The organism is Clostridium sp. D53t1_180928_C8, from assembly GCF_015667795.1.
GTDB lineage: Bacteria > Bacillota > Clostridia > Clostridiales > Clostridiaceae > Clostridium.
Genome location: NZ_JADPEL010000017.1, coordinates 39,652 through 66,155 on the forward strand (window position 1 = coordinate 39,652; position 26,504 = coordinate 66,155).

Annotated in this window: 19 protein-coding genes; 1 reads left to right on the plus strand and 18 read right to left on the minus strand. The window is 27.9% G+C overall.

What is annotated here, in order from left to right; all coding sequences use genetic code 11:
* Nucleotides 1-133 precede the first annotated feature (133 nt).
* The 16 genes from I4V51_RS11845 to I4V51_RS11920 all read right to left on the minus strand — a co-directional run bounded on the left by I4V51_RS11845 (nt 134) and on the right by I4V51_RS11920 (nt 19,025).
* Complete coding sequence (locus I4V51_RS11845; RefSeq protein ID WP_195988647.1) at nt 134-1,153, minus strand: glycoside hydrolase family 130 protein; 1,020 nt, start codon at nt 1,151-1,153, stop codon at nt 134-136.
* A 352-nt stretch (nt 1,154-1,505) separates the two neighbouring features.
* Nucleotides 1,506-2,588, minus strand: a complete 1,083-nt coding sequence (locus I4V51_RS11850; RefSeq protein WP_195988648.1) for an electron transporter RnfD — start codon at nt 2,586-2,588, stop codon at nt 1,506-1,508.
* Between the two features lie 11 nt (nt 2,589-2,599).
* Nucleotides 2,600-3,709 carry an SGNH/GDSL hydrolase family protein gene (locus tag I4V51_RS11855; RefSeq protein ID WP_195988649.1) on the minus strand — a complete coding sequence of 370 codons (1,110 nt, stop codon included), beginning with the start codon at nt 3,707-3,709 and terminating at the stop codon, nt 2,600-2,602.
* 247 nt (nt 3,710-3,956) lie between these two features.
* On the minus strand, nt 3,957-5,252 hold the full coding sequence (eno, locus tag I4V51_RS11860) for a phosphopyruvate hydratase (protein WP_195988650.1): 1,296 nt from the start codon (nt 5,250-5,252) through the stop codon (nt 3,957-3,959).
* 208 nt (nt 5,253-5,460) lie between these two features.
* Nucleotides 5,461-6,045 (minus strand): protein kinase, encoded by a 585-nt coding sequence (locus tag I4V51_RS11865; RefSeq protein ID WP_195988651.1) that lies wholly within the window; start codon nt 6,043-6,045, stop codon nt 5,461-5,463.
* 279 nt (nt 6,046-6,324) lie between these two features.
* Entirely contained in the window at nt 6,325-7,500 is a 1,176-nt protein-coding gene (locus I4V51_RS11870; RefSeq protein ID WP_195988652.1) for a glycosidase, read from the minus strand.
* Nucleotides 7,501-7,503: 3 nt separating this feature from the next.
* Nucleotides 7,504-8,676, minus strand: coding sequence for an AGE family epimerase/isomerase (locus I4V51_RS11875; protein ID WP_195988653.1), 1,173 nt, complete (start codon nt 8,674-8,676; stop codon nt 7,504-7,506).
* Nucleotides 8,677-8,900: 224 nt separating this feature from the next.
* Nucleotides 8,901-9,503 carry a hypothetical protein gene (locus I4V51_RS11880; protein WP_195988654.1) on the minus strand — a complete coding sequence of 201 codons (603 nt, stop codon included), beginning with the start codon at nt 9,501-9,503 and terminating at the stop codon, nt 8,901-8,903.
* A 127-nt stretch (nt 9,504-9,630) separates the two neighbouring features.
* Nucleotides 9,631-10,521, minus strand: coding sequence for a carbohydrate ABC transporter permease (locus I4V51_RS11885; RefSeq protein WP_243281495.1), 891 nt, complete (start codon nt 10,519-10,521; stop codon nt 9,631-9,633).
* Nucleotides 10,511-11,395: a sugar ABC transporter permease gene (locus tag I4V51_RS11890; RefSeq protein ID WP_195988655.1), complete on the minus strand. Its 885-nt coding sequence runs from the start codon at nt 11,393-11,395 to the stop codon at nt 10,511-10,513. The genes I4V51_RS11885 and I4V51_RS11890 overlap by 11 nt, the downstream gene beginning before the upstream one ends.
* Nucleotides 11,396-11,529: 134 nt before the next feature.
* Nucleotides 11,530-12,828 (minus strand): ABC transporter substrate-binding protein, encoded by a 1,299-nt coding sequence (locus I4V51_RS11895; RefSeq protein WP_195988656.1) that lies wholly within the window; start codon nt 12,826-12,828, stop codon nt 11,530-11,532.
* 223 nt (nt 12,829-13,051) lie between these two features.
* A complete protein-coding gene (locus I4V51_RS11900) occupies nt 13,052-14,449 on the minus strand; it encodes a glycoside hydrolase family 1 protein (protein WP_195988657.1) in 1,398 nt (465 codons plus the stop codon).
* A 185-nt stretch (nt 14,450-14,634) separates the two neighbouring features.
* Complete coding sequence (locus I4V51_RS11905) at nt 14,635-15,345, minus strand: GntR family transcriptional regulator (protein WP_195988658.1); 711 nt, start codon at nt 15,343-15,345, stop codon at nt 14,635-14,637.
* Between the two features lie 72 nt (nt 15,346-15,417).
* A complete protein-coding gene (locus tag I4V51_RS11910; protein ID WP_195988659.1) occupies nt 15,418-16,341 on the minus strand; it encodes an ROK family protein in 924 nt (307 codons plus the stop codon).
* A gap of 114 nt (nt 16,342-16,455) precedes the next feature.
* Nucleotides 16,456-17,748, minus strand: a complete 1,293-nt coding sequence (locus tag I4V51_RS11915) for an extracellular solute-binding protein (protein WP_195988660.1) — start codon at nt 17,746-17,748, stop codon at nt 16,456-16,458.
* Nucleotides 17,749-17,768: 20 nt separating this feature from the next.
* Complete coding sequence (locus tag I4V51_RS11920) at nt 17,769-19,025, minus strand: helix-turn-helix domain-containing protein (RefSeq protein ID WP_195988661.1); 1,257 nt, start codon at nt 19,023-19,025, stop codon at nt 17,769-17,771.
* A 98-nt stretch (nt 19,026-19,123) separates the two neighbouring features.
* Here I4V51_RS11920 and I4V51_RS11925 point away from each other — a divergent pair, with 98 nt between their 5' ends.
* Nucleotides 19,124-20,890, plus strand: coding sequence for a histidine kinase (locus tag I4V51_RS11925; protein WP_195988662.1), 1,767 nt, complete (start codon nt 19,124-19,126; stop codon nt 20,888-20,890).
* Between the two features lie 69 nt (nt 20,891-20,959).
* On the opposite strand, the gene I4V51_RS11930 is transcribed toward I4V51_RS11925, so the two are convergent.
* Together I4V51_RS11930 and I4V51_RS11935 are read right to left on the minus strand one after the other, a co-directional pair.
* Nucleotides 20,960-23,908, minus strand: a complete 2,949-nt coding sequence (locus I4V51_RS11930; RefSeq protein ID WP_195988663.1) for a CIA30 family protein — start codon at nt 23,906-23,908, stop codon at nt 20,960-20,962.
* Between the two features lie 279 nt (nt 23,909-24,187).
* Nucleotides 24,188-26,374 (minus strand): alpha-galactosidase, encoded by a 2,187-nt coding sequence (locus I4V51_RS11935; RefSeq protein ID WP_195988664.1) that lies wholly within the window; start codon nt 26,372-26,374, stop codon nt 24,188-24,190.
* Nucleotides 26,375-26,504 lie beyond the last annotated feature (130 nt).

Genomic DNA, 26,504 nt, shown 5'->3' on the forward strand with positions numbered 1-26,504 from the left:
ATTTATAAAGTTTTAAAGTAAACTCGATTCTCTTTAGTGTCTGAGCACACTAAAGTGTACCCTCATATAACCAAATTAAAATTTGGAGTTTTAGGCAACTTCAATTAACTAAATCAACGATTTAGAATCTTACTTATCTGAATTCTATATCGTCACCATCAACTAATTCTGAATTTTCTTTTATATATTTAACTAATTCATCAATTTGAGCATATGCTACTGCAACATAAGTATCTGCCGCCCCGTAATAAATTGCTATTCTTCCTGTTTCAGGATCTTGAAGTGTTGCACATGGGAATACTACATTTGGCACAAATCCTGTTGTTTCATATTCCTTTTCTGGAGTTAATAAATAATCTCTTGTTCTATATAATACTTTTGATGGATTTTCTTTATCTAATATAGCAGCACCCATACTGTATACAAATCCATTACAAGTTCCTGAAACACCATGGTAGAACATTAACCAACCTTCTGATGTTTCTATTGGTGTAGCACCACTACCAATTTTAGTTCCTTGCCACCAACCTTGTCCACCTTTAGTCATAACTCTTCTATGTTTTCCCCAATGAACTAAATCAGGACTTTCACTTAAGAATACATCCCCAAATGGAGTATGTCCACTATCACTTGGTCTACTTAGTAATAAGTATTTATCATTAACCTTTCTTGGGAATAAAACACCATTTCTATTGAAAGGAATAAATGGATTTTCAAGTCTTACAAACTCTTTAAAGTCTTTAGTCATTCCTAAACCTAATGCTGCCCCACCAAAGTCACAACACCAAACTATATAATAAGTATCCTCTATTTTAACTAATCTTGGGTCATAAGCATAACTTGGTTGATAGTCATTTCCTTGCTCATCCTTCCAATTAATCTCTTCATCTTCAATATCCCAATTTAAGGCATCTTTACTTCTTCCTAAGTGTAATTGAGGTCTACCATTCTTATGGTCAGCTCTAAATATTCCTATAAATCCATCTTCATATGGAAGTACTGCACTGTTAAAAATTCTTGCGCTCTTTTTTGTTGGATTCCAATCAATAATTGGATTGTTATCATGTCTCCAAACAACTCCATCAAATCCTTCTGGTTTCTCTTGCCATGGCATATTTTTTACTGCATCACCGTAAATTTTAACTTTTTCCATAATACCCTCCACTTTCTATTATAAATGTAATACATTTTACTATTAATAACTATTTTGTTATTATAATTTGCTAATAAATTTATTTAAAACAACTTTGTTAACAATTACATATTTAATTTACTATGCATTTTAATTTATTACCATAGATTCACTTCTTTACCTTTGTTTTTGTATGTATTTCTGTAGAAATGTTATTTTTTTAATCTAAAAGTAATAAATTTAAAATTTCTTATAAAACACTATTAAATATCTAAACCAAATAATACTTAGCTAATTATTATCTATATAATAAAAAAAGATGATTTAATTCTTAAAATATAAATCATCTTTCAAGTCGCTATTTTATATTATTTTACTTCCAAACTTCTTCTCCAAAAGATTCAATAAATGAAGTTAACTCTTCTGCCATCTCCTCAGCTTCTAGTATTCTTAAATGTCCTGGAGTTCCTATTCCATTTCTCTTAAACTTAAATCTAACAATTTTTTTATCATTAATATCTTTAGTCATTTCATCAAGAGCACTATCCCATCCCTGATTATGGCATAAAAGTGTAGTTATAATTATAAATAAAGCATTTGGATATTTGATTCTCAAATCTAAAATAATTTCTTTATATTTTGATTTCCAATACTCCCTTTTTTCTTTATCATCATTAATATAATCTACTGGATGAGAATCATTTTGTCCTAATGCCATAATAACAACATGTGGAGTATACCTGTTAAAATCCCACTTATTACACTTCCCAAGTTCAGCACTATATTTTAATTTATCATAAGTAGACTCTAACCCCTTATATCCTAAACTTGGATTAAAATAGCCTGTCCCATCTAATACAGCAATTCCTCCTTGAGCATTATTGTTTATTTCTGCACCTAATTTTCTTGCTGTAATCATAGAATAGGAATACCATGCGTTAGAATATATTCCTTCATGTCCCTCTGGATCTACTTTTCCAACATAATCTACAGCTTCAGCAACTTCACCTGCAGATACAGAATCACCAAAACATTCAATTCTCCTATTACTTCTAGACTCCGGTCTTTCTAAATAACATCCTTTTTCTAAAATAATACCATAAAACTCAAAATAATGAGCTGCATCAGATCTTTTAAATAAAATTAAATCATGTACTCCTTCACTTAATCCCTCTGCAATATCTAAAATAATATCTTTATTATGTTCTTCAATTATAGCTTTTCCAATAATACTTCCATCAATAATAAATCCAATCGCATTTTCATAACATGCATGTATATTTTTAATAGCTATCTTAATTGACTTTCCAGTAAACTTTGTCTTAATCATACTTCCAGCATAAATAATAGTTGGTGCTTTAGGATTTTCAAAATCAACCCTTCCCATATATTGATAATTTGAATTATCAGCTTCTATTAATGTATATTTATTTTTATCTAAACTATTTAAATACATACACTTTCCCCCTATGAAACTAAGAAGCCCATTATATATGCTTCTACTGGTTTATCTTCATTTAATACTCTAATTTCAATACTATGTTTTTCATTTAATAATTCCTCAACTAACACTTCAGTTGCTGAATAATCTCCCCACCCATTTTCAAAGAATGTATCAATTATTATCCTCTCTTTTTTATCAACTTTAACTAATAACTTTGCAGCAGTATCTTTTATAGTCTTTTTAAATAACAAAAATATATTTTTTCCCTCTAAGTCTACTGTTAAAGATGCTTCTTTACCATTTTGAGAAATAAATTTCCATCCATTTTTAAATACTTGGAAGCCTTCACTATCTAAAGAAAATCCACTTATTTCTTTTGTATCTAAATTATTATTATTCATTGTTATCCCACATATATATTTATCGCCAAATAAGGGCTCTCCAAGTTCTATATCACTGACTTTTACATCACCCTTCAAATCCTTATATATATCTTCCATAAATAATATTAATAAATTTGATATTATGAAATGACCGTAATCATTTGGATGTACTTCATCAGTTGCAACTTCATTCCATTTTAATCTATCAGCTATCATTTCCTTATAAATTGTATTTCTAAAACTTATCATTGGTAGATTATATTTTCTTCCTATTTCTATTTGTTGAGACTGAACATTACTACCATCAAAATTACTCATAAAAATTTCAACTATTGCAGGTGGATTTTTTACTGATAAGATTCTTCTTACTATACTTTCATAAGCAATCTTATCATAAATACTATCCCTATCATTCACCGCAAAATCTATAAATACTATATCAGGTTCTTCTGATAAAACTTGCTTTTCTACTCTATGAATTCCAATTACTGAACCTGTTGCTCCAACGCCAGCATTCACATACTTTACATTTACATTATTAAATTTTTCTTTAAACCATTTATAGGTTCTGCTTGCATAGCACTCTTCAAATTTTGTTGCATTGCAACCTTGAGTTATTGATCCACCTAAAAATGCTACTGTAATATCTTGTCCACTTTTAGCTTTATTAAATACACCTTCAATTCTAGAAATGTCTCCTCTACTCACTAATGAATTCTTAATCATATCAGCTGTTATTTTATACTGCATATCATTCCCCTCCACCTTATTACATTATTTAAATTAATAATTATCTTCTCATAAGATATCATCTCTATATAATAAATTTTTAATAGAAATTTCTTATTAATTCAATTATATATCTGTTAACATATTTAATAATATTTAATGTAATTCTTAATAAAAATCTCCAATAAATCTTAATAAAAGTATATAAAAAAATAATGGCAAATAGCTAAATTTATAATAAATCTACTATTTGCCATATTAATAAATTTTATTCTTTTATGTTAAAGAAAGCTTTCTTTCCTCTATATTCTGCTACGTCATCAAGTTCTTCAGCTATTCTTATTAATTGATTATATTTTGCAACTCTTTCTGATCTTGCTGGAGCCCCAGTCTTAATTTGACCTGCATTAACAGCAACAACTAAGTCTGCTATAGTAGTGTCTTCTGTTTCACCACTTCTATGAGAAATAACAGCTGTATACCCAGCTCTATTAGCCATTTCTATAGCATTTAAAGTTTCTGTTAAAGTACCAATTTGATTTAATTTAATAAGAATTGAATTAGCAACGCCTCTATAAATTCCATCTTCTAATCTTTGAGTATTAGTTACAAATAAGTCATCACCAACTAATTGAACTTTCTTACCTAATCTATCAGTAAGTAACTTCCAACCTTCCCAATCTTCTTCTGCCATACCATCTTCAATAGAAATAATAGGATATTTGTTAACCCAATCTTCAAAGAAATCAACCATTTCAGCTGCAGTTAAAGTTTTTCCTTCATGTTCTAATACATATTTACCATCTTTATAATATTCAGATGAAGCTGCATCTATAGCTATAAAAATATCTTTTCCTGGTTCGTATCCAGCTTTTGTAATTGCTTCTAAAATAACATCAATAGCTTCTGCATTACTCTTTAAGTTTGGTGCAAATCCACCTTCATCTCCAACACCTGTTGAGTATCCTTTTTCATTTAAAGTTTTCTTTAATGCATGGTAAACTTCAGCACAAGCTTGAACTGCTTTATCAAAATTATCAAAGCCTACTGGCATAACCATAAATTCTTGAAGATCAACTGAATTATCAGCATGTGATCCTCCATTTATGATATTCATCATTGGAACTGGTAATACTTTTGCATTAACTCCACCAACATATTGATATAGAGGTAATCCTAAATAATTAGCTGCTGCTTGTGCTACAGATAAAGAAACACCAAGTATAGCATTAGCTCCTAATTTGCCTTTATTATTACTTCCATCAAGTTCTATTAACATCTTATCAATATATGTTTGATCAAAAACATTACATCCAATTAATTCTTCAGCTATTGTATCGTTAACATTTTCAACAGCTTTTAAAACACCTTTTCCCATATAGTAATCTTTATCACCATCTCTTAATTCAACAGCTTCATAAATACCTGTTGATGCTCCTGATGGTACTGCCGCTCTTCCCATTGTTCCATCTTCTAGATAAACTTCTACTTCTACTGTTGGGAAGCATCTAGAGTCTAATATTTGTCTTGCTACGACATCTACAATTTCAACAAAATTTTTCATTTCATATCCTCCTTATTTTTAACATTAAATGAAATATTTTATCATCCTATCTAATATCTACCCCTCTATTTTTTACAATGGTCTTAAATAATATTCCTTTATTACTCCAAATTTTTAATTTAGTTAAATAAGCATGCCTTCCAGACACATAAAAAAGGCTGATTTTCAACAATCAACCTTTTTCCGTTTTACCCTTAAGTATATATGATTAATATTCTTTTGCATAATATTGATTAATTTTTTCTTCCCATTCTACTCCTCTTCTTTTGTCAATTATATAAATTCCTCTTAAAAATTCCTCTAACACATCTATTCCATCAAGACCTTTCATTAAGTGTCTAGGATAATCAACTTTTCTTTTATAGCATTGTTTTGGATCTATAACTTTTAATCTTTGATTTTTATCTACATATATATCTCTACATCTTGCATCTAATTTTGTAAATTTTAATGCCTTAAATTCATTAATTAACCTATATAAATTATATATAAGCTGCTGACTTAATCCATTCTCTTGTATATAATCATCTAATCTTTCCCCATTCACCATATCTCTTAATATATAATAGTCTCCACTCTTATATATCTTAGGAAAATATTTAGATTTCTTTACTCTATATAATATTTCTGCTTCACTCTTACAAACATTTTTGTCCGTAAATATTTTTATAGCTCTATTCCCAGGTACTTCATAAACAATGCCATTATGTCCCTCACCTAATAGTTTGGCGTCTTTAAATAAATTTTCAATATCTTTATCAAAGTCTGCTGAATATGCATATGTTCTCGCCATTATAACCTACCTTAATTAATATTTGTACTATTATATTAATTATAGTATGCATTTATAACAATTAATGTCCTATTCTAATTTATTCCTAAAAATAATACTATTATATAACTTTGTACTTAGGATCTAAATTTAACTTTGCAGAATTATCGAGGAAAATATACTTTACAATAGAACCTAAGTACTTTATTAGTAATAACAATATTAGTTTAACATTTTGTTTTTTCTATTTCTTGTTATATTTCCAACAAAATGTTGATTATATTGAATAAAATATATTTATTATTCAGTTTTTAGCAATTTACTATTTTCTTTAATAAGATTTTGTCTTTGTTCTGTACAAAGAAGAGATCTATATGGATCTTGTGGAGTGTTAAACGTATAATCTATTAATTTATCTACAGTTGTTGTAGCAACATGTAATCTTGTATCACTTGACGCATAATAAATATTTACATTATTATTCTCATCCACAGTAAGACCATTACAGAATATTACATTAGATACATCCCCAACTCTTTCATCATCATAAGGTGCTATAAAATGTCCTCCTGGTAATGAAATAATTTCTGTTGGATCTTCTAAATCTGTAGCAAAAGTATATAAAACATATCTTAATCCAGCTGCAGTATTTCTTACACCATGTCCTACATGTATCCATCCCTTTTCAGTTTTAATTGGAGCTGGTCCTTGTCCATTTTTAACTTCATAAACTGTATGATATTTCTTTTCATGCATTATCTTTTCTTCTTTAATAACTGGATTTGTAATGTCATCACAATATCCATAAGCTATTCCACCACCTGAACCAGTAGAAATAAAGCCATCTTGTGGTCTAGTATATAAAAGATATCTTCCATTTACAAACTCTGGATGCAATACAACATTTCTTTGTTGTGGAGATGGTGTTTTTATATCCGGTAGTCTCTCCCATTTTATTAAATCTGTTGTTCTAACTAAACCTGCTTGTGCTACCGCTGAAGATGTATCTCCCGGAATTGCCTCTGGGTCTTTTCTTTCAGAACAATAAATTCCATAAATATATCCATCTTCATGCTTAATAAGTCTCATATCGTATATATTAGTTTCTTCTTTACAAATATCTTCCCATTGAATTAATGATTCAAATCTAAAATTATCTAATCCATTTTCACTTGATGCTAAAGCAAAAATTGACTTTCTATCTAATCCTTCTGTTCTCACAACTAAATAATATCTTCTATTTAAATAAATAGCGCCTGCATTTAAAGTAGCATTAACTCCTAATCTTTCCATGAAGTACGGATTAGTTTCTTTATTTAAATCAAATCTCCATTCAACTGGAACATGATGTCTAGTTATTACTGGATATTTATATCTATCATAAACACCATTATACCAATTAGTATCTATTTCATTCTTTCTTGTCAATAATTTTTCTTGTTCTTCTTTTAAAGTATAATATCTTTCATGTATCATTTTCTATTCTCCTATTCTCTTTATAAACTCCAAACAAAATCTTCCATTATGGTAAGGTGTTTTCCATGGTTCAATAACACTTCTTTCAGTTGGCTTTCCATTTGCCTCTATTGACCAATACCACTCTCCATTTTTTCTTTTATCTACTATAGTTTCCATAGTATAGGTCATTAATCTATCTACTATATTTAAAAATACTTCATCTTGCGTTCTTTCATATACATTTAAATATCCTATCATTGCTTCAACCTGTACCCACCATACACGAGTAAAGTCTTTAACTCCATTCTCTTCCTCATTTATTAATGAACCATCTTCTTGTAATTGTTCTGTTATCTTATATGCAACATCAATAAGCATTTTTTCTATATTTTTATCTCTAATCTTTAAAATCTTATACGCATCATCTATTAACCATGTAGCCTCTATATCATGTCCATAAGACTTTAAATCTATAATTGTATTCCACTCTTTATCAAAGAATATTTTAAAGAACTGTTCTTCTTTGTCATAAATTTTATTATAGAAAGTATATATTAAATCTTTTAATCTTTCTCCAACCATAATATCCTGTGTTACTTCATAAAGAGTTGTATATGCTTCTAAAACATGTAAATGCGTATTAGTTGTTATTTCCGCGATAACACCATTTTCACTCAACATTTCATTTGGAGTAATATTCCATTTTCTATCAAACTCTTCTAAATATGCTAAATTTACTTTATTAAATCCCTTGCTTTCAATTAAATTAAATAAATTCACTGCTAGGCTTAAAGCTTCCTCATTTTTAGTTGCCTTATAATATTGACTTAATGCATATATAGCAAAGGATTGACAATAAACATGTTTTCTTGTATCTATAGGATTTCCTTCATAATCTACCATCCAATATACACCATTAAATTCCTTATCAAAAAGCTTATCTCTTAAAAATTCATAAGCATGAGTTGCAGCATTCTTACATTCTTGATCTTTTGTTTCACAATATGCTGCTGAAAAGAACCATAATATTCTTGAAGTTTGGATTCCACCCTTAACACTTTTCTTATTAATTTCTAAATCATAATTTACCTCTCCATAAAATCCACCATTTTCGTTATCAATTAACTTAAGCCAAAAAGGTGTTATATGATTTAATAATTCTTCTTTTGCCTTTTTTCGTAGATTATAAATCATCTAAATATCCTCCACTTCCCATTAATTCTAATCTATAATTTAATTAACTAGTTTATATACTCATGATATGTTAACATTTTCATGCATTCAATTAGTTAACCTTAAAATCATATTTATTGCTAACTTTTAATAATATTTGTATGTTTTTTTATTCCTATGGATTTTGCACTATACTCTCTCCTATAAATACACTCCTTCATCCGTTACATTTCCTCTTACATTACTTATCTCACTATCTTTACTGATTCAACTGTACTTATATTAATTTTCACAAAAATTGCTGAAATTACTGCAATTGCTAATACACCTAAAAATTCTTTTCTAAATAATGCCATCAATATAAGTAATATAAATAGTCCCATTGTAGATAATAATTTTTTAGGATTCATAAACATTATTGCTAATGCATCTATATATTTTATTGACTTTTCTTTAATTACTACATATAAAGAGTAATATCCCCAATATATAGCTATAACAATATATAAATAAGCAAATAGATAATTTAAAGCACTTGCCATTGGCATATCAACTCTTCTTAACATTATTATTGCTCCAACTATGGTTAATGTATAAAATCCAGTTAAAAGAGAAGGCCTTTTATATTCTTTAAAGTATTTTTTCATTTGTGAATTAAAAATCTTTAAGATGCCTGAATATCCATCAATTTCATCATTAATTAACATCACTGATATTTCTACATTAGAAAATATTATTGGTACTAATGTTAATGAAAATACTCCTAAAAATAAATAAAAAATAGATATTAAATTTGTTATTAATAAAACATATAAAATATGAACTAACTTAAATGTCTTTTCTCTCATTTTATCACCCTATTTGAAAAAATTATCTTATAAAAAAAGCTAAGAGTTTAGAACTAAAACTTTATAAATGTATTTTAGATACTCTATAAGAAGCCTCATCCCTTAACTCTTAACTCTTAATTTTCAACTATTTTACCGCACCTGCAGTAAATCCATTATAAATATATTTTTGTAATGCTAAGAATACTATTAATGTTGGAATCATTATTAATATAACTCCTGCACATATAACATTCCATTGTCCACCATATGGTCCCATAAACTTATAAAGAGAAGTTGCAAGTGTTCCCATATTTTCTCCTGGTGCATAAAGGAATGGTGTATAGAAATCATTATAAATACCAACTCCACGAATTATTATAATTGTTGCTATAGCTGGTTTTAATAGAGGTATTATAAGCTTTCTAAATATATAGAAATATGATGCACCTTCAAGCATTGCTGCTTCATCATTTGAATATGGAATAGAATCCATAAATTGCATCATTATGAATATACTCATAACATCTGCTCCTAAGTAAAGAACTATTGGTGCCCATAAACTATTATATAATCCAAGTCTACTCATTATTTGGAATGTAGCAACTTGAGTAGTTACCATAGGTAAGAACATTGGTACCATGTAAATTAATAAAACTGCTTTCTTTAACTTAAAATCAAATCTGTGCAGTACATATGCAACCATTGCTCCCATCAAAATCGTTCCTGATAATGATATTACCATTATAAACGCAGTATTAAGGAAGCCTCTCATCATTCCACCTTGAATGAAGGCAGTCTTGAAATTATCCAAATTTAAGAAACTTGCTGGTAATGATAATTTATTTGTTGAATAAAACTCATTATATTCCTTAAATGACGCTAAAAATATGGTTAGTATCGGAAGAATAAATACTATTGCTGCTAATATTAATGATGCATATTTAAGAGTCTTAAAAAATATACTTTTAGCTCTTAATACAAATAATTCTTTATCCATTTTTGGTTTTACTACATTTACTTCTGTACTACTTTGCATACTCCTTGTCCTCCTTAAAGAATATATTTTGAATTAATGCTACTGATGCAACTATTAACATTACAATAACTGCCATAGCTGATGCTTTACCAACTTTGTTATACGTGAATGCTGTTTTCATTGTTTCAATTACAAATGTTGAACTTCCGTTTGATCCACCAGTCATTATATATGGTATTTCAAATACTGAAATTGCTCCTGAAATATTTAATACTAAGTTTAATTGAATTATTCTTTTAACTGATGGTATATAAATATATCTTATTTTATCCCAATCACCAGCTCCATCTAAGTCTGCGGCTTCTAAAACTTCATCTGAAATTGATTGAAGTGCTCCTAAGAAAATTATGAAGTTATATCCAAAGAATCTCCAAATTGATGTAAATGCTAAAGAGAAATTAACATATTGTGCATCTCCTAACCATTGTCTAATTAAACCATCTAATCCTAACATGCTAAGTACAGTATCAAATGTTCCACTTGGTTGGAAAAAGAATAAAAACATTAATGATATTGCAACCCCATTAATTAAATAAGGAAAAAAGAATAATGATTTAAAGAAACCTTTACCTTTTATTTTAGAGTTAATTATTACTGCAAATACGAAAGCTAAAGCTAACTGTATTAAACCACCAACAAAATAATACAAACTATTTTTTAATACTGAGAAAATTTCTGGATCACTAAATATATTTATGTAGTTTTCAAGTCCTACAAATGTCTTAGCCCCATATCCTTTCCAATTAGTAAAACTATAAGATATCATATTTATTGCTGGTAAATACGTAAATACAAACAATAATGTAAGTGGAATTAGTAAGAATAGTGCTATTATAAATTTCCTTTGTGTTTTATAACTTACATTTTTAAACACAGTTTTTCCCCCTTTACAACTTCTTTCCTTTAATATTAGTCTGCTCTATTTACATTAATTTAGAGACTTTTATAATTAAAATATATTTTTATAATAAGGGGAGTAAAAGCTCCCCTTATTATTAATACCATTTATTATTTAGATAATTTTTCCTTATTAGTGTTCCATTTATTGTTGTAATCCTCAATAACCTTTTCAAAGTCTGCTCTGCTCTTCTTAGCAGCTATTACAGCATTTTGAATATATTCACCAACCCAGAATTTAGTTCCTGATTCGTTCGCTATTTCAGTAGTTAAATCACTAGCTGTTTGATCTGCTTCTGCTGGATCAGCAAACATTAATTCAACTCCTGATTCTTGATATTCCTTAACAACAGGATTTCCTGAAGTAAGATTTTTATTAGACGGAATTAAACCACCTTCATCTAAATAATCTAGAGAATTCGCAAAATAAATAGCAAAATCTTTAGCTTCTTCTTTATGCTTAGAATATTTGCTTACACCTAAATAGTTATCTGGACCTGCACCAGCAATTAATTCACCTGAATTAATTGCTGGGAATGGAGCTATAGCAATATCTTCAGAATTAGCTTCATTTGCACCTTGTATTTGGGAAACAGCCCACATACCTAGAGTCATCATACCAACTTTTCCATTAGCCATATCAACTTTTGATTGTTCCCAATTAGTTGTAGCTAAGTCAGCTTCAACCCAGCCTTCACTAACAAACTTATAAAGAATTTCTAACATATCTCCTGTTGGCTTTCCTGCTGAGAATGGGCTTTCCATAGCTCCCATATCTCTATAATAATATGGATTTCCATAAATCACCGAAGCAACAGCATCATATTGGCTCAATGGCCACATATCTGCAGAATTAATAGCTACTGGAACTACCCCTTCTTGCTCTTTAATTTTTGCTAATGCAGTATATAATTCATCTAAAGTTGTTGGGAATTCTTCATAACCAGCTTCAGCAAATACTTTTTTGTTATATACAACACCATCTGCTCCTAATCCATTTGGAATACCATATACAGTATCAGTATTTAAATCTGCTCTTTCAGTTACGCCAACATAATCACTATAATCATCTACTGATCCTAATGGTTCGAAGAACTCTCCTAATTCATCAGCTTTAAATGCTGGTAATATATTCAATACATCACCATAATCTTGAGTATTCATTCTTGTTTGAACAATACTTTCATAATCAGTGATTGCTTCCCACTCTATTTTTACTCCTTTTTCTTCGTAATATTTGTCTGCAACTGTTTTTAACACTGTATCCTTTATATCTGTTCTATGTGTTAAAACTTTTAATGTAACTTCACCTTTACTATCTCCACTATTACTACCTGTTGATGAACAGCCAGCAAAAAGCGATGTTGTTATTGCACCAGCACAAATAACACTTAGTAATCTTTTTTTCATTTTAATTCTCCCCCTCTAAATATACATTTTCACATTTATCAGCAAACGTTTTCCTGTTTACAAATTAATTTTACAAACTTTTAATTAAGTATTCTATGCTTTTGAATATACAGCATAATTTTGATTTATAAATCGTATAATTTATTTATAATTACAAATTTGCAACTTATTTTTATAAAAAATAGAGAGAACCTAACGGTTCTCTCTACCTATATTAACATTATTAAAATCCATTATTTGCTGATACTTCTTTAATCCAATTTCCTGATTTCTTTATTGTTTTCTTTTGAGTAGCTAAATCCACTGCAATATATCCATATCTATTTTTATATGCATTGCACCAAGACCAACAATCTATTGGAGTCCATGAATGATAACCAAAACAATTTGCTCCTTCTTCAATACCTTTGTGTAAGTATTGTAAATGCTCTTCAAAGAATTCAATTCTATAATCATCTTGTATTGAGCCATCTTTGCCTATATATTTCTCTTCACCTTCAACACCCATTCCATTTTCAGAAATATACCAAGGAATATTATTATAATTATCTCTAATATTTATTGCAATATCATACATTGCCTGTGGATATATCTCCCAGCCTCTATATGGATTCATTCTTTTTCCTGGCATATCATAATAATCAAAATATTTTTCTGGCATCCAACCCTTACTATTATCAACTTTTGATTCTTTTGCCTTTACTCTTCTTGGTTGATAATAATTAACACCTAAGAAATCTATAGTATTATGCCTTATAATTTCTAATTCTTCTGCTGTACTTTCCCATAAAATATTATCTTCCTTTAAAAGTTCAACTAATAGCTCAGGGAATTCTCCCTTTACTGCTGGATCTAAGAAAGAATAATTGAATATTGTATCAGCAACTTTAGATGCATATAAATCTTCTTCACTATTACTTCTTGGATAAGCCGGAGTTAAGTTAAGTACTATACCTATTTCCCCACCATCTTTTCTACATCCTAACTCATCAAATTTATTAATAGCCTTAGCTGATGCTAAATTTATATTATACATAGCTTGTATAGCTTTTCTTCCATCTACTAATTTAGGGTAATGGAATTCATATAAATATTGACCTTCTACCACTACCATTGGCTCATTAAACGTTGTCCAATGCTTTACTCTGTCCCCAAATAATTTAAATGCTGTTTCTGCAAATTTTACAAACAAATCAACAACATGTTTTGATGTCCATCCACCATATTTATTATATAATTCAACTGGTAAATCAAAATGATGTAAATTCATTACTGGAATCATTCCATTTTTTATAGTTTCATCTATAACATCATTATAAAATCTTATTCCATCTTCGTATGGCTCTCCAGTTTCCAAATCCTTAATAAGTCTTGTCCATTGTATTGAGGTTCTAAAGCTATTTAATCCAATTTCTTTTAACATAGCTAAATCTTCTTTATAACTATTATAAAAATTAGAGGTTACTTCTGGTCCCACTTTATCAAAAAAGACTTCTGGCTCTATTTCATACCAATAATCAAATACACTTTTATGTGGTTTGTTAAATGCTCCTTCACTTTGTGGTCCTGATGTTGCTGAACCCCACCAAAAATTTTCTGGGAATCTATATTTTTTTTCCATAATTACCTCCTAAAATTTCAAATTCCTTTTATAATTAAATTATATATATTTAATTTATACATGTCTATACTTTTAAATATAATATAATTACTTTTGTATATTTTTCCGAATTTATTCATATAAACTATAAAATTTACCACAAAAAAAATGAGTCATTAAATCTGAATAAATTTAATGACTCATCTTTATATAACTGTTATTGTTTTAAATTCATATTTATCATATCTATGTCTTGCAAAAGAATATTCAAAAGCTTTTCCATTTTCTAAATAAGCAACTCTCTCAACTTCAATAACTGGCTCATACTCATTTAATTTTAATGATTCTCTATCAAGTTCTGTACTTTTATCAGCTCTTATAGTTGAATGTGCACTTTGAATTTTTAAGCCTAATTTATCTTTAATATAATTATATATTGATCCTTCTACTTCAGATATTTTTATCCCCGGAATTACATTTATAGGCATATATGTCTTTTCAATAACTAAAGGCTCATTATCAACATACCTAACTCTATGTATAAAGTATACAAAATCACCTTTTTCTATTTTTAAATTGTTTGCTATCTCAGTTTCTGATGGAATAACCTTAAAGTCTAAAATCTTACTTGTAACTTTATGTGCTAAATTATTATTTGTTAATCCTGAAAATTGTTTTTTATCTATTATTCCATGTATTTCTTTTTCAGTAATATCCTTAATAAAGGTTCCTGATCCCCTTCTTTTTACTATCAGCCCTTCAGCCACTAATAAATCTAAAGACTTTTTTACAGTCATCTTACTAACATTATACTTATCACATAATTCTTTTTCAAAAGGTAATCTTTCATTAGGTTTATATACTCCATTAAGTATATCTTCTCTTATATCACTAGCAATAATTTCATATTTATTCACTTAATCACCTCCACTTTATCCTTCATTTCTATTAATTATAACATAAAGCCGACTTTAGCCGACTTTATCTAATTAATTCTGTCCTACATATATTTCAATTTCTTGTTTTTGCAAGAAATTATATAAAGCACCTAATTTATTTGCATCATTTCCATAAACACATTTTCTGATTTGTGGAATTACTTTAGCATATTCATTTTCTGATAGTATCTCTATAACTCTTTTTTTTATGTCTTCTATAATTCCTTCTCTTTCAGAGATAGCCCCACCAATAACTATTGCCTCTGGGTCATAAGTATATTGAATACTGATAATTCCAATTGCCATATAAGTGAAGAATTTATTAACCTCCTCTATAGCAATCTCATCTCCATTATCATATAATTCAAATGCTTTTTTACCATTGAAATTATTAATATCTATATTCTTTCTATTTGAAATAGCTTTTACTAATGCAAATGTTGATCCTACCTCACTCCAATTTAATAATTTATTATTTTTAATATCACAATCAACTATACAAAATCCAAATTCTCCACCATGCATATTAGCACCAGTATGAATTTTCTTATCTTTTACAATAGCTCCTCCAATTCCAGTTCCACAAACTATAAAAGCTGAATCTTCATTATCTCTTGTTGCTCCTAACCAGCACTCTCCTAACGCTGCACAATTTGCATCATTTTCTATCTCTACTGGCAATCCAATCTTTTCACTAAGTATTTCTTTAAAATTTACTCCATAAATATATGGAATAGCACTCTTACTCTTTATTTCTCCACTTTGTGAATCTACAGCTCCTGGCGCACTTATAGCAATTCCTTGTAATAGAAACTCATCTTTATATATATTAAATAAATCTGTTAATTCACAAAAAAATTCTTCAACTGTTGCTGCTATTTCAATTTTATTACTTTTTAATATAGATCCTTTATCTGTTATAATTGACCATTTAACTGCTGATCCACCTATATCATATACCATATAATTTGCCATATATATTTCTCCCCTTAAAATAAAATAATGTAACTTTTTCAAAACACCCTATAAATAATAGTATATATTTATCATTATAACTTGTCTATACTTTTAATAAACATATTATATCTACTATTCTTCTATTGACTTTTTCCACTTATCCTCTATTTCATTAACTAAGCTTTCTATATTATCTTCAACTATATATTTTTGAACAAAACTGGCATCAAGTCCATTTTTACTTTTTATATTTAAAAAATCCTCTTGTAATTTTGCATCATATACAGATTGATTTCTTATAAAATCAGAATAAAATTCTACTGGAATACCAAAATTCTTCATAGCTTCAACTCTAATTTTACTATCATCATCTTCTTTTAATGATGATATATTATTTACAGCTTTAGAATATCTACTTTCTTCAAAAATATATTTTAAAAATGCCTTTGCAACCTCTGGATAATCACTTTTTTTTGAAACAGCAAATTTATAATCACCATATATTTTAACAATTTCAGTTTCTGGTATTGGAAACATTCCTATATTACTCTCATCCATTCCCATATCCTCTAATTGATTTATAAAGTCTGAATTCCAAATGGTCATTGCAATTTTCCCATCATTCATATCATTCTTAAATTGTTGCCATTCATAACTTAACAAATCTGATTCACAATATTCTCTTTTTACTATCTCTCTAATTAAATTCAATGACTTATACATACCTGATTTACTATTTAATATTGTTTCATTTCCTAATACAGTCTCCTTAGAAAGACTATTATCAAATAAATGCGGAATAATATCTACCCACAAATTCATTGTCCATGACTGTCTATAATTTATAGCCATAGGTATTACCCCTAAAGCTTTAACTTTTTCACATACATCAAATAATTCATCTATACTGGTAGGTAAATTCTCTATATTAGCTTTTTTAAAAATCTCTTTATTATAAATTACCCCTTGCCATGTTATAGAACTGTTTAAGCAATAAAGTCTACTGTCAGAACCTACTCCCATATCATAGTTATTCATATTATTATCATTAAATCCTAAATCATCAATTGTAAGAAAATACTTATTATATTCATTTTTAGTTATTGTTGACGGAACTAATGTTACATCAGGTAACTCTCCTACAGATGCTTTTCTTTGCAATATACTTTCTGCATCTCCAATTAATTTAAGTTCTATACTTACCTTTTGATGCAAGTTCTCAAATTCTTTTATTAATTCTTCAAGCTCATCTTTCTTGTCAGTTCTATTACTTACAAAGGTAATATCTCCTTTAAGCTCATCTTTGTTATTTATATCAAAACTTACTCTATTTGCTTCACTCCAATATACAGCTCCTACTACAGAGATTAATATTAAAAATAATAGTAGTAAAACTAACGTATTTTTTTTATTAATACGACTCATAAAAATTCCCCTTATTTCTTTTAAACCTTAATCTTATTATTTCTAAAGCTATTTGGAGTAGTTCCCGTTATTTTCTTAAAAGCTCGTCCAAATGTTATTGAATCATTGTATCCAACACTTTCTGCAATTTCATATATTTTTAAATTTGTTGTAATTAACATTTCCTTTGCTCTCTTTATCCTATAATTTGATAAAAATTCATAAAACCCTTCTCCTGTTTCCTTTTTAAATAATTCTGATAAATAATTTTGGCTTAAAAACACTTCATCAGCTACATCCTTTAAAGTAATGTTTTTATCAAAGTTATTTGTTATAAACTGTATAGCTAATTTAATAGATGTAGCACTATATACAGCCTTATCATCACTTAATATTTCTGATAATTCATTTAAGTCTTCTATAAAATATTTTTTTATCTTTTTGGTATAAATCATATTTTCTTTAACTCTTTTTACTATCTTTACATACTCTCTAAGTTCCCATACCTTTTCTGTAGATTTTAAAATAAATATACTCATATCATTTTCAATAAAAATATCTGTTTTGCTATCTATTTCATTTACTAGCAACTCAATACTCTGAATTTCATTTATATTAAAATAAAAAATTATATAAACGTTATCACCAAAGTAAAAATATAAATATTCAATTTTTTCATTGAATTTAATTACTTCTTTTATATATTCACTTAATAACTTACTTCCTATTTCCTTATCCTCTTTATTCATAGGTAATATTATCATCTTATAATAATAATTTTCATCTAACTGAATATTATCTAATAGACTCTTATCCGTCTTTAAATTTATATCTGTATTTGAGAATAACAAATGCTTAAAGAAATCTTTTTTTATAAGTTCTATAGACTTATTCATTATATTATCCTTTTTCTTTAACTCTTGTAACTTAATTTCAACATCTTCAATAACCTTTTTTAGTTCGTCTTTTTTTATTGGTTTTAATAAATAATTAAAAGCTCCATACCTCATGGTATCCCTTACATATGTAAATTCATCATATCCACTTAGTACTAAAAATATTGGAGGTAATCTCAATTCATTTATTGCAGATTTTACAAGTTCTATACCTGTCATTACTGGCATTTTTATATCTGTTATTACTAAATCAATTTCTCCTTCATTTTCTTTTAAATATTCAAGAGCTAGCGCTCCATTTTGAAAATCTCCTACAACTTCATGATTATCAAATAATTTATTTAATATCTTTATTAAACCCATTCTAATTATCTTATCATCATCTACAACTATTATTCTCATATTTCCTCCTATGTTGAATATTCTCAAATTTTACTATATATTTAAATTAACATAATTTTAAAAATAATAAAATATATTTTTTATAAGCGGGAGAATTTATGAATCTTAAAAATGATATATCTATAAAGCGTACTACAATATTAGTTTTCATTATTATGTATTCTTTGTTTTTTTTAATGACAACTATTAACTTATACTCTTATTCTCAATATGAATTTGGGAAGACTAGTAAGGTTATAAAAAATTTCAATACTACTTTAAGCCAACAAATATATGAAAAATTCAATAATTTATCTGATGTATCTAAATATCCACTAATAATTCCTGATATTGATAAACTTCATTCTATACTAACATCTAATGAAAAATATGAAATATCTGATTATAATTATTTGCTTTATCTTTGTGAGATGATGCTTATTCAAAGTGAATCAATTAATGGTGCCTTTATATATAACTTATCTGGTGACGGCGTATTTAGCACTAGAAATACCCCAAACTCAATAATTAAAAATTCACTTTCTGAAACATGGTTTAATGAAGCTCTAGAAAGTGATAATACTATTTCCTTTGTTCCTTTCATTAAATCTAGTGATGTTTTTGAATACACATCAAGTAATAGTGAAAACTTAATTGGAGTAACAAGAAAAATTATTAATCTTAATACTCAAGAGGTTACAGGAATATTATTAATAACTATTCCTATAAGCGATTTACTAAAAGTACTTACTAAGGATTTACCATATAATAATCAAATCCTTTCTGTTTTTGATTCTAATGGTAATTTAATAGTTTCCTCTAGTTCTAATATAGATTTTACTCCTTTTTTTGATGAGTTAGCTACAACAAGTATTGAACCTACTGTACATACTATTACTAATATTGATCCTTATTTTACTACTTCAAATAAGATACCTTTAACAAATTGGATACTAATTAGCGCTATCCCTAATAGTGATGTATATAATATAAATAGTTTGTATATTTTTTCATTTATTACAAGCATAATTTTTTGCTCTATTTTATTTATAATTTTATATAAATTGTTTATTAATAGAATCTTTAACCCTATTAATTACTTAATTGCCAACATGGAAAAAAGTAATATCGAAAAGAATCTTACATCTAATTTAACTTATAACAGAAATGATGAAATAGGTATATTGGTTAATTCTTATAATGAAATGAAGGGAAGAATTAATGATCTAATAAATTTAAATTATAAAAATAAAATTGAACAAAAAGACTTAGAACTAAAACAGCTTCAAAATCAAATAAATCCCCATTTCATATATAACACTTTAGAATCAATTCATATGATGGCTGAACTAAATGATGATGAAGAAACATCTATTATGGCTGAATACTTTGGTTCTATAATTAGATATAGTATGAATAGGAAGATAAACACCGTTAAGCTAAAGGAAGAATTAACTATAATAGATAATTATATTTATCTTCAAAAGATCCGTTTTGATCAATTATTCACTATACAAAACCTTGTCAGTGAGGATATATTAGAATGTGAAATAATAAAAATGATTATTCAACCATTAATAGAAAATGCTATATATCACGGATTAAGTGATTGTAGTAGTAATGGTAAAATAATAATCCAAGGACAGAAAATAGGTAATGAATTACTTTTAACAATTTCTGATAATGGAATCGGAATAGACTCAGAAACCTTAAAAGATTTAAATGAATATATAAATGATAAAAATAATAAATTCCGTGGTATTGCTTTAAGAAATATTAATAGACGTTTAAAGCTTCATTACGGTGAACAGTATGGACTTGAAATTTTTAGTGTTTTAGGAAGTGGGACATCCATGGTATTAACTTTACCTTATATCGTTAAATAAATCTAAAATAAACTGAAGAGAATTCACACTCATCAGCTTATTTTTATTATATTTAATTTAATCCCTTAATTATTTCCTTTTTCTTTTTAATGACACACCTGCACCTATAAGTGACATAGCAAATGTCATATTAACAACACTATTAGCTCCACCAGTTTGAGGTAGCTTATTAGACTTATTATTTGGTTTATTGTTGTTATCAGGTTTTATTACTATATTTCCATTTGAGTTATTATCTTCATTACCTGAATCATTATAATCATCTTCTGATTTGTTATCATTATCAGGTTCTTCTATATCTGAAGTATTTACAGCTTTTATATCATCAAAATACATTGTAGATTCTACTGTCCAACTACCTTCATGTCCTTCAGGTACAATCGTATTACACCATACCCCTACACTAGTTACATTTGAAGGATCAAAAATCCCATTATTTTTACCTTTAAATTCAGTAAATGGTAGTGTAACAAGCTTTGCTTCTTTAGTAGCCGCTAATTCGGGTAACCAAACTTCAAAATCCTCACCATTACTAGTAATTTGAATTACTAATTTTTGTCCATTCCCATCTGGCTTAATCCATAATTGTAATGCATCATATTCTGACCAGTCAACTTCTTTCTTTACTGTCATACCAGCCCAGCCTTCATTAACTTTTTCATTTGAAATTTTATAATTAAACGCTAATCCATATTTTCCGCTATTAAAAGTACCTTCTTCTGTTGAAAGCGTTGGTTTTAAATTACACCCTGGTCCGTAATTAGTTGCCCAGGTATTTTCTATTAATGCACTTTCACCTAAATATCCTTCAAAATCATCAACTATTTTATCATCTGCTTCTACTTCTGGCATATTAAATAAAACCTTAATAGAATTTAAAACCTCATCATTAGCCTTCAATTCCACTGTACCTATAGTTTCACCAATTTTAGCAAGAATCTCTTCTGTAATTTTTCCACTATATATACCATTTTCTTGAGATACATTTAAAGTTTCAACTATATTATTAGCTTTATCTTTCAATACAAATGTAATTTTCCCATCAATATTTTTTATACTTGCCTTTAATATAGTTTCCCCTAAAACTCTGCTACCTGAAGTTGGGTGAGTTATAAATCCATATGAATATGCTTCATTAACATCTACTGAAACATTATAAAAATCTCCAGTTCCATTAGCAAATATTGATCTATCATCATTATAGAAATCAATAAAGTTATTAATCATTTCATGACCTTTTGTTTCACTTACTTTATATGGAATATAGAAATTAGATTTATCATCAAAATTTGCCCAAACCATAAAATATGGCATATCAGAATCTGAAACAACATCTAAAACTTCATTATACCAATCTAATCTTTTATTTCCGGTATCAGCAACACCATTAAAATAATCTTGTCCACCCAATGAACTCATAACTCTCATACCCGTTTCAGATACAGTTGAAAGCTTTCCTCTTTTATTTGCTAAACCCTGCACTAATTCTATTGTTTCTTTAAATGAATCTATCCATACATCATCTTGTGTTGGATTATCATGATACATATCAAAAGCTATAATATCAATAAATTCATCTCCTGGATAACGTGATAAATACTCTGCTTCGTCTTGAAATGGTCCATTTGGTGAATATAAATAGAGGAAATTATGAACTTCTTTAACATCTCTTAAATATTCAACTGTATATCTAAATAAATTTTTATAAGCTTCTTCATCACAAAAAGCTTTTCCCCACCAGAACCAACTTCCATTATTCTCATGGAATGGTCTAAATAATACTGAAATACCTTCATCCTGTAATTGTAACCCATAATCAGCTATTATATCTAAATATCCAGTAAATATATCATTTAAATCACCACCAGGCATTATTCTTTCAACAATATTTCCACTTGTTACTCCTGGAGAATATCCTGAGTAATTATAAGTTCCATCGTCATTTATCCCTCTATTTTTTACAACTTGAAAGTTTGGCATATGAGAAGATAGAGTAATTATTCCGCCTTCCCTTGCTGCCTCTATACTAACTTCTGCAGCTGCATTTACACCACCTTGTAATTCATCCTCTGTAAATGATAATGTATCAATTCCAACTACCCCTGCTATTGAACCTGTTACATCTTTAGTATCAGAATTTGTTCCATCATCTAGTTTTCCCCCCTTGTGATGAGTATCATTTTGATGTCCAAATATTACTTGATCAGATTTACCAACCCCCATTAAATATGAATATAAAGATGCTGTCTCCTTAGTTACATTAGCATCTACAAGTGATACGTTTTTAGGAGTAGCTAAACTATTTATATCTACTATACTTGGTGTTTCCCTTAATTCTTCTGTAATATCAACATATATCTCTTCAGATTCTTCCTTTGAGAACTCTATACTGTCAATAAATATATCTCCCTTATAATCAGTATTACTTCCTATTATTCCTATAATTACTCCACTAATATCAGTATTAACGCCACTAAATTTTATAGTAACTTTGGCTTTTTTTAATCCACCTTCAACATCTTCTACATTTTCAAAGCTAATTGGTAAATAAGTATCTACTACATCATTTATAAATAGTTTTGTTTGGAATGAACCCGTTGTCATAGCTGCTGGATTATATATAAAGTCATATGTCAGCAAATTATAACCACTTATATTTACATTATTATCAAAGTTATTTTGTATTTTAACTTCACTCCAACTAGTATCAATATTATTTGAATAATCAACATTTAACTTTAATGAACCACTACCTATTTTTTCTTCATCATATGCTACATCTAAATCACCCTTATAATCCCATGAACCCCCATTTTCCCAACCACAAGTTCCACTCTCTAAACTATCAAAATACCAACCTAATTCTTCATGATCCACTAATATATTTACACCACCATTTAATACATCATTTTCTATTGAATCATTTGTCGTTGCAAATACTCGTAATGGTACTTGTGAGTTTATTATCATACAAGATAATACTACAGCTATTAATTTTTTACTCATTACTTTTCTCATTTTTCATCCCCCTATGTCTATTTTAAAATTATATTTTTATACTATAAAATAGTATTTTAAATTACATATTAAATTTTATTTCCCTAAGAAATCATTTACAACAAATCTAATAATCTAAAGTAATTTTTGCTAATATATAGTAATTATTGTTAATTAAATATAAATACATGTTTTAAAATCATTTTTATTTTTAGGAGATTTACATTATTTAAAACTAAAATAAAAAGCTATATCAAAATAAAGTTTCAATTTTGATATAGCTTTACTACTCATTACTTACTATTCACTTATTAAGTGTATTATTTTACTAGAATAATCTCCATATAAAGAAATATTAAGACCTCCATACATTAAAGCTCCACCCGAAAGTATTTCATCTGTTTCTTGGATTTTATACATTCTCACTTCGTCTAAACCTTTTAATTTAATTCTTCTGCTATGATAATTAGGCCTACCTAAAACTTGTACACATGTAACTAATACTTCCGTTTTATCTTTAGAAACAACTTCCCATGCATCAAATCTATGATTTTCAGAGTAATTTTCTATACGATAGTAATCTCCCCTTCTAACTAAATCATTATACTTATGATACATTTCAACTTGCTTTGGTATCATTTCTCTATCCGCTTGTGGTATTTTAGTAACATCTAATTCATATCCAAATGTTCCTGCTAAAGCTACATTGCCCCTTGTTTCAAAAGGTGTAGTTCTACCAACTGTATGGTTAGGACAATCACTAACATGTGCTCCTATTGTTGATAATGGATATACCATTGATGTGCCTTCTTGAATTTTTAATCTTTCAATAGCATCCGTATCATCTGAACACCAAATTTGAGGACTATAATATAGCATCCCTGCATCAAATCTTGCTCCGCCTCCAGAACAATTTTCTAGTAATATATGTGGAAAATCAGTAGTTAATCTATTCATCATTTCATAAACAGCTAATACATATCTATGAAATAACTCTCCATGCCTTTCAGGACTAATTTTTAAACTTCCTAAATCAGTTAACTGTCTATTCATATCCCATTTAACATAAGTTATATTCGCACTTGAAAGTACTTTTTTAACACTTTCATAAATATAATCTACTACTTCTTTTCTAGATAAATCTAAAACATATTGTTCTCTACACAAAGCAGGTTCGCGTCCCTCAATATGAATACACCAATCTGGATGAGACCTAAACAAATCTGAATTTGGTGAAATCATCTCTGGTTCAAACCATATACCAAATTCCATACCTAACTTATTAACCTCATCTACAAGATTTTTTAATCCTCCATTTATTTTCTCTTCATTAACAATCCAGTCACCTAATGATGAATTATCAGAATTTCTCTTTCCAAACCATCCATCATCCATAACAATCATTTCAATACCTAGACTTGAAGCTTCTTTAGCTATCGATAATAATTTTTCTGTATTAAAATCGAAGTAAGTAGCTTCCCAGTTATTTATAAGTATAGGTCGTTTTTTATCTTTATATTCTCCTCTAATTAAATGATTTCTATAAAGATCATGGAATGTTCTTGTCATCTTTCCTATACCTTTATTTGAATATACCATTACTACTTCAGGAGCAATAAACTCTTCTCCATTTTCTAATACCCATTCAAAATCTTCCGGATTAATTCCCATTACAACTCTTGTTGTATCAAATTGACATCCTTCAATTTGAGCGAAAAAGTTTCCTGAGTAAACGAAATTAAACCCATAAACATTTCCACTTTCATCAGTAGCATTATTATCTAAAAGAGCTATAAACGGATTATCTTGATGACTTGATTCTCCTCTTATTGATGAAACAGCTTGTCTTCCATACCCTATTTTCTTTCTACAAATATGTCTTTCTCTTGCCCATGAACCATGAAGAGAGATTATATCAAAATCAACTCCCTCAAAATCTACGCAACTTGATAATACTTTAGTAAGCGCTATTGAAGTATTCCCACTATTTTTAACTCTAACACTTCTAGTTATTACATCTAACTTCTCAAATGTTGTATATACTAAAACTACTTCTAAATTTAAATCTTTATCTATACAAGTTATTTCTAAAGTTGTACATTCACCTTCACTCCCAAAAGTTGCAGGCAATCTATCTAAGCTTCTCTTTCCACTAAATATTTGATGAGCTACATATTGTAATTTACAAGCATTATTACCTTTACTATCTTTTACTCTAAGGCAAGACTCTCTGAAATCACCTATTCCATGAGTCGAATATTCCATTGGAAAACTATCATAAAATGATACTCTATCTCTATTATTTTTTGATGGAACGTATGGTGATTCATCTGTTCTTAATAAATAATTAACGTTTTCATCAACTATCTTCTTTCCAAAGTAAACATGTCCAACAAATTGTTCTTCATCTACTATTGCTATAATATATGATGTGTCCTTTGAATCTAATTTAAACACCTTATATTTCTCTATAAATTTTATACCCATATATATCCTCCTAATATGTTTCTAAAGAATTTCTCATTATAATTTATAAACTAATATAAATACATAAATTTATCAATATTGTTTATATTTATATTAATTATAGTAATTATTACTTATTTTTTGTATATAT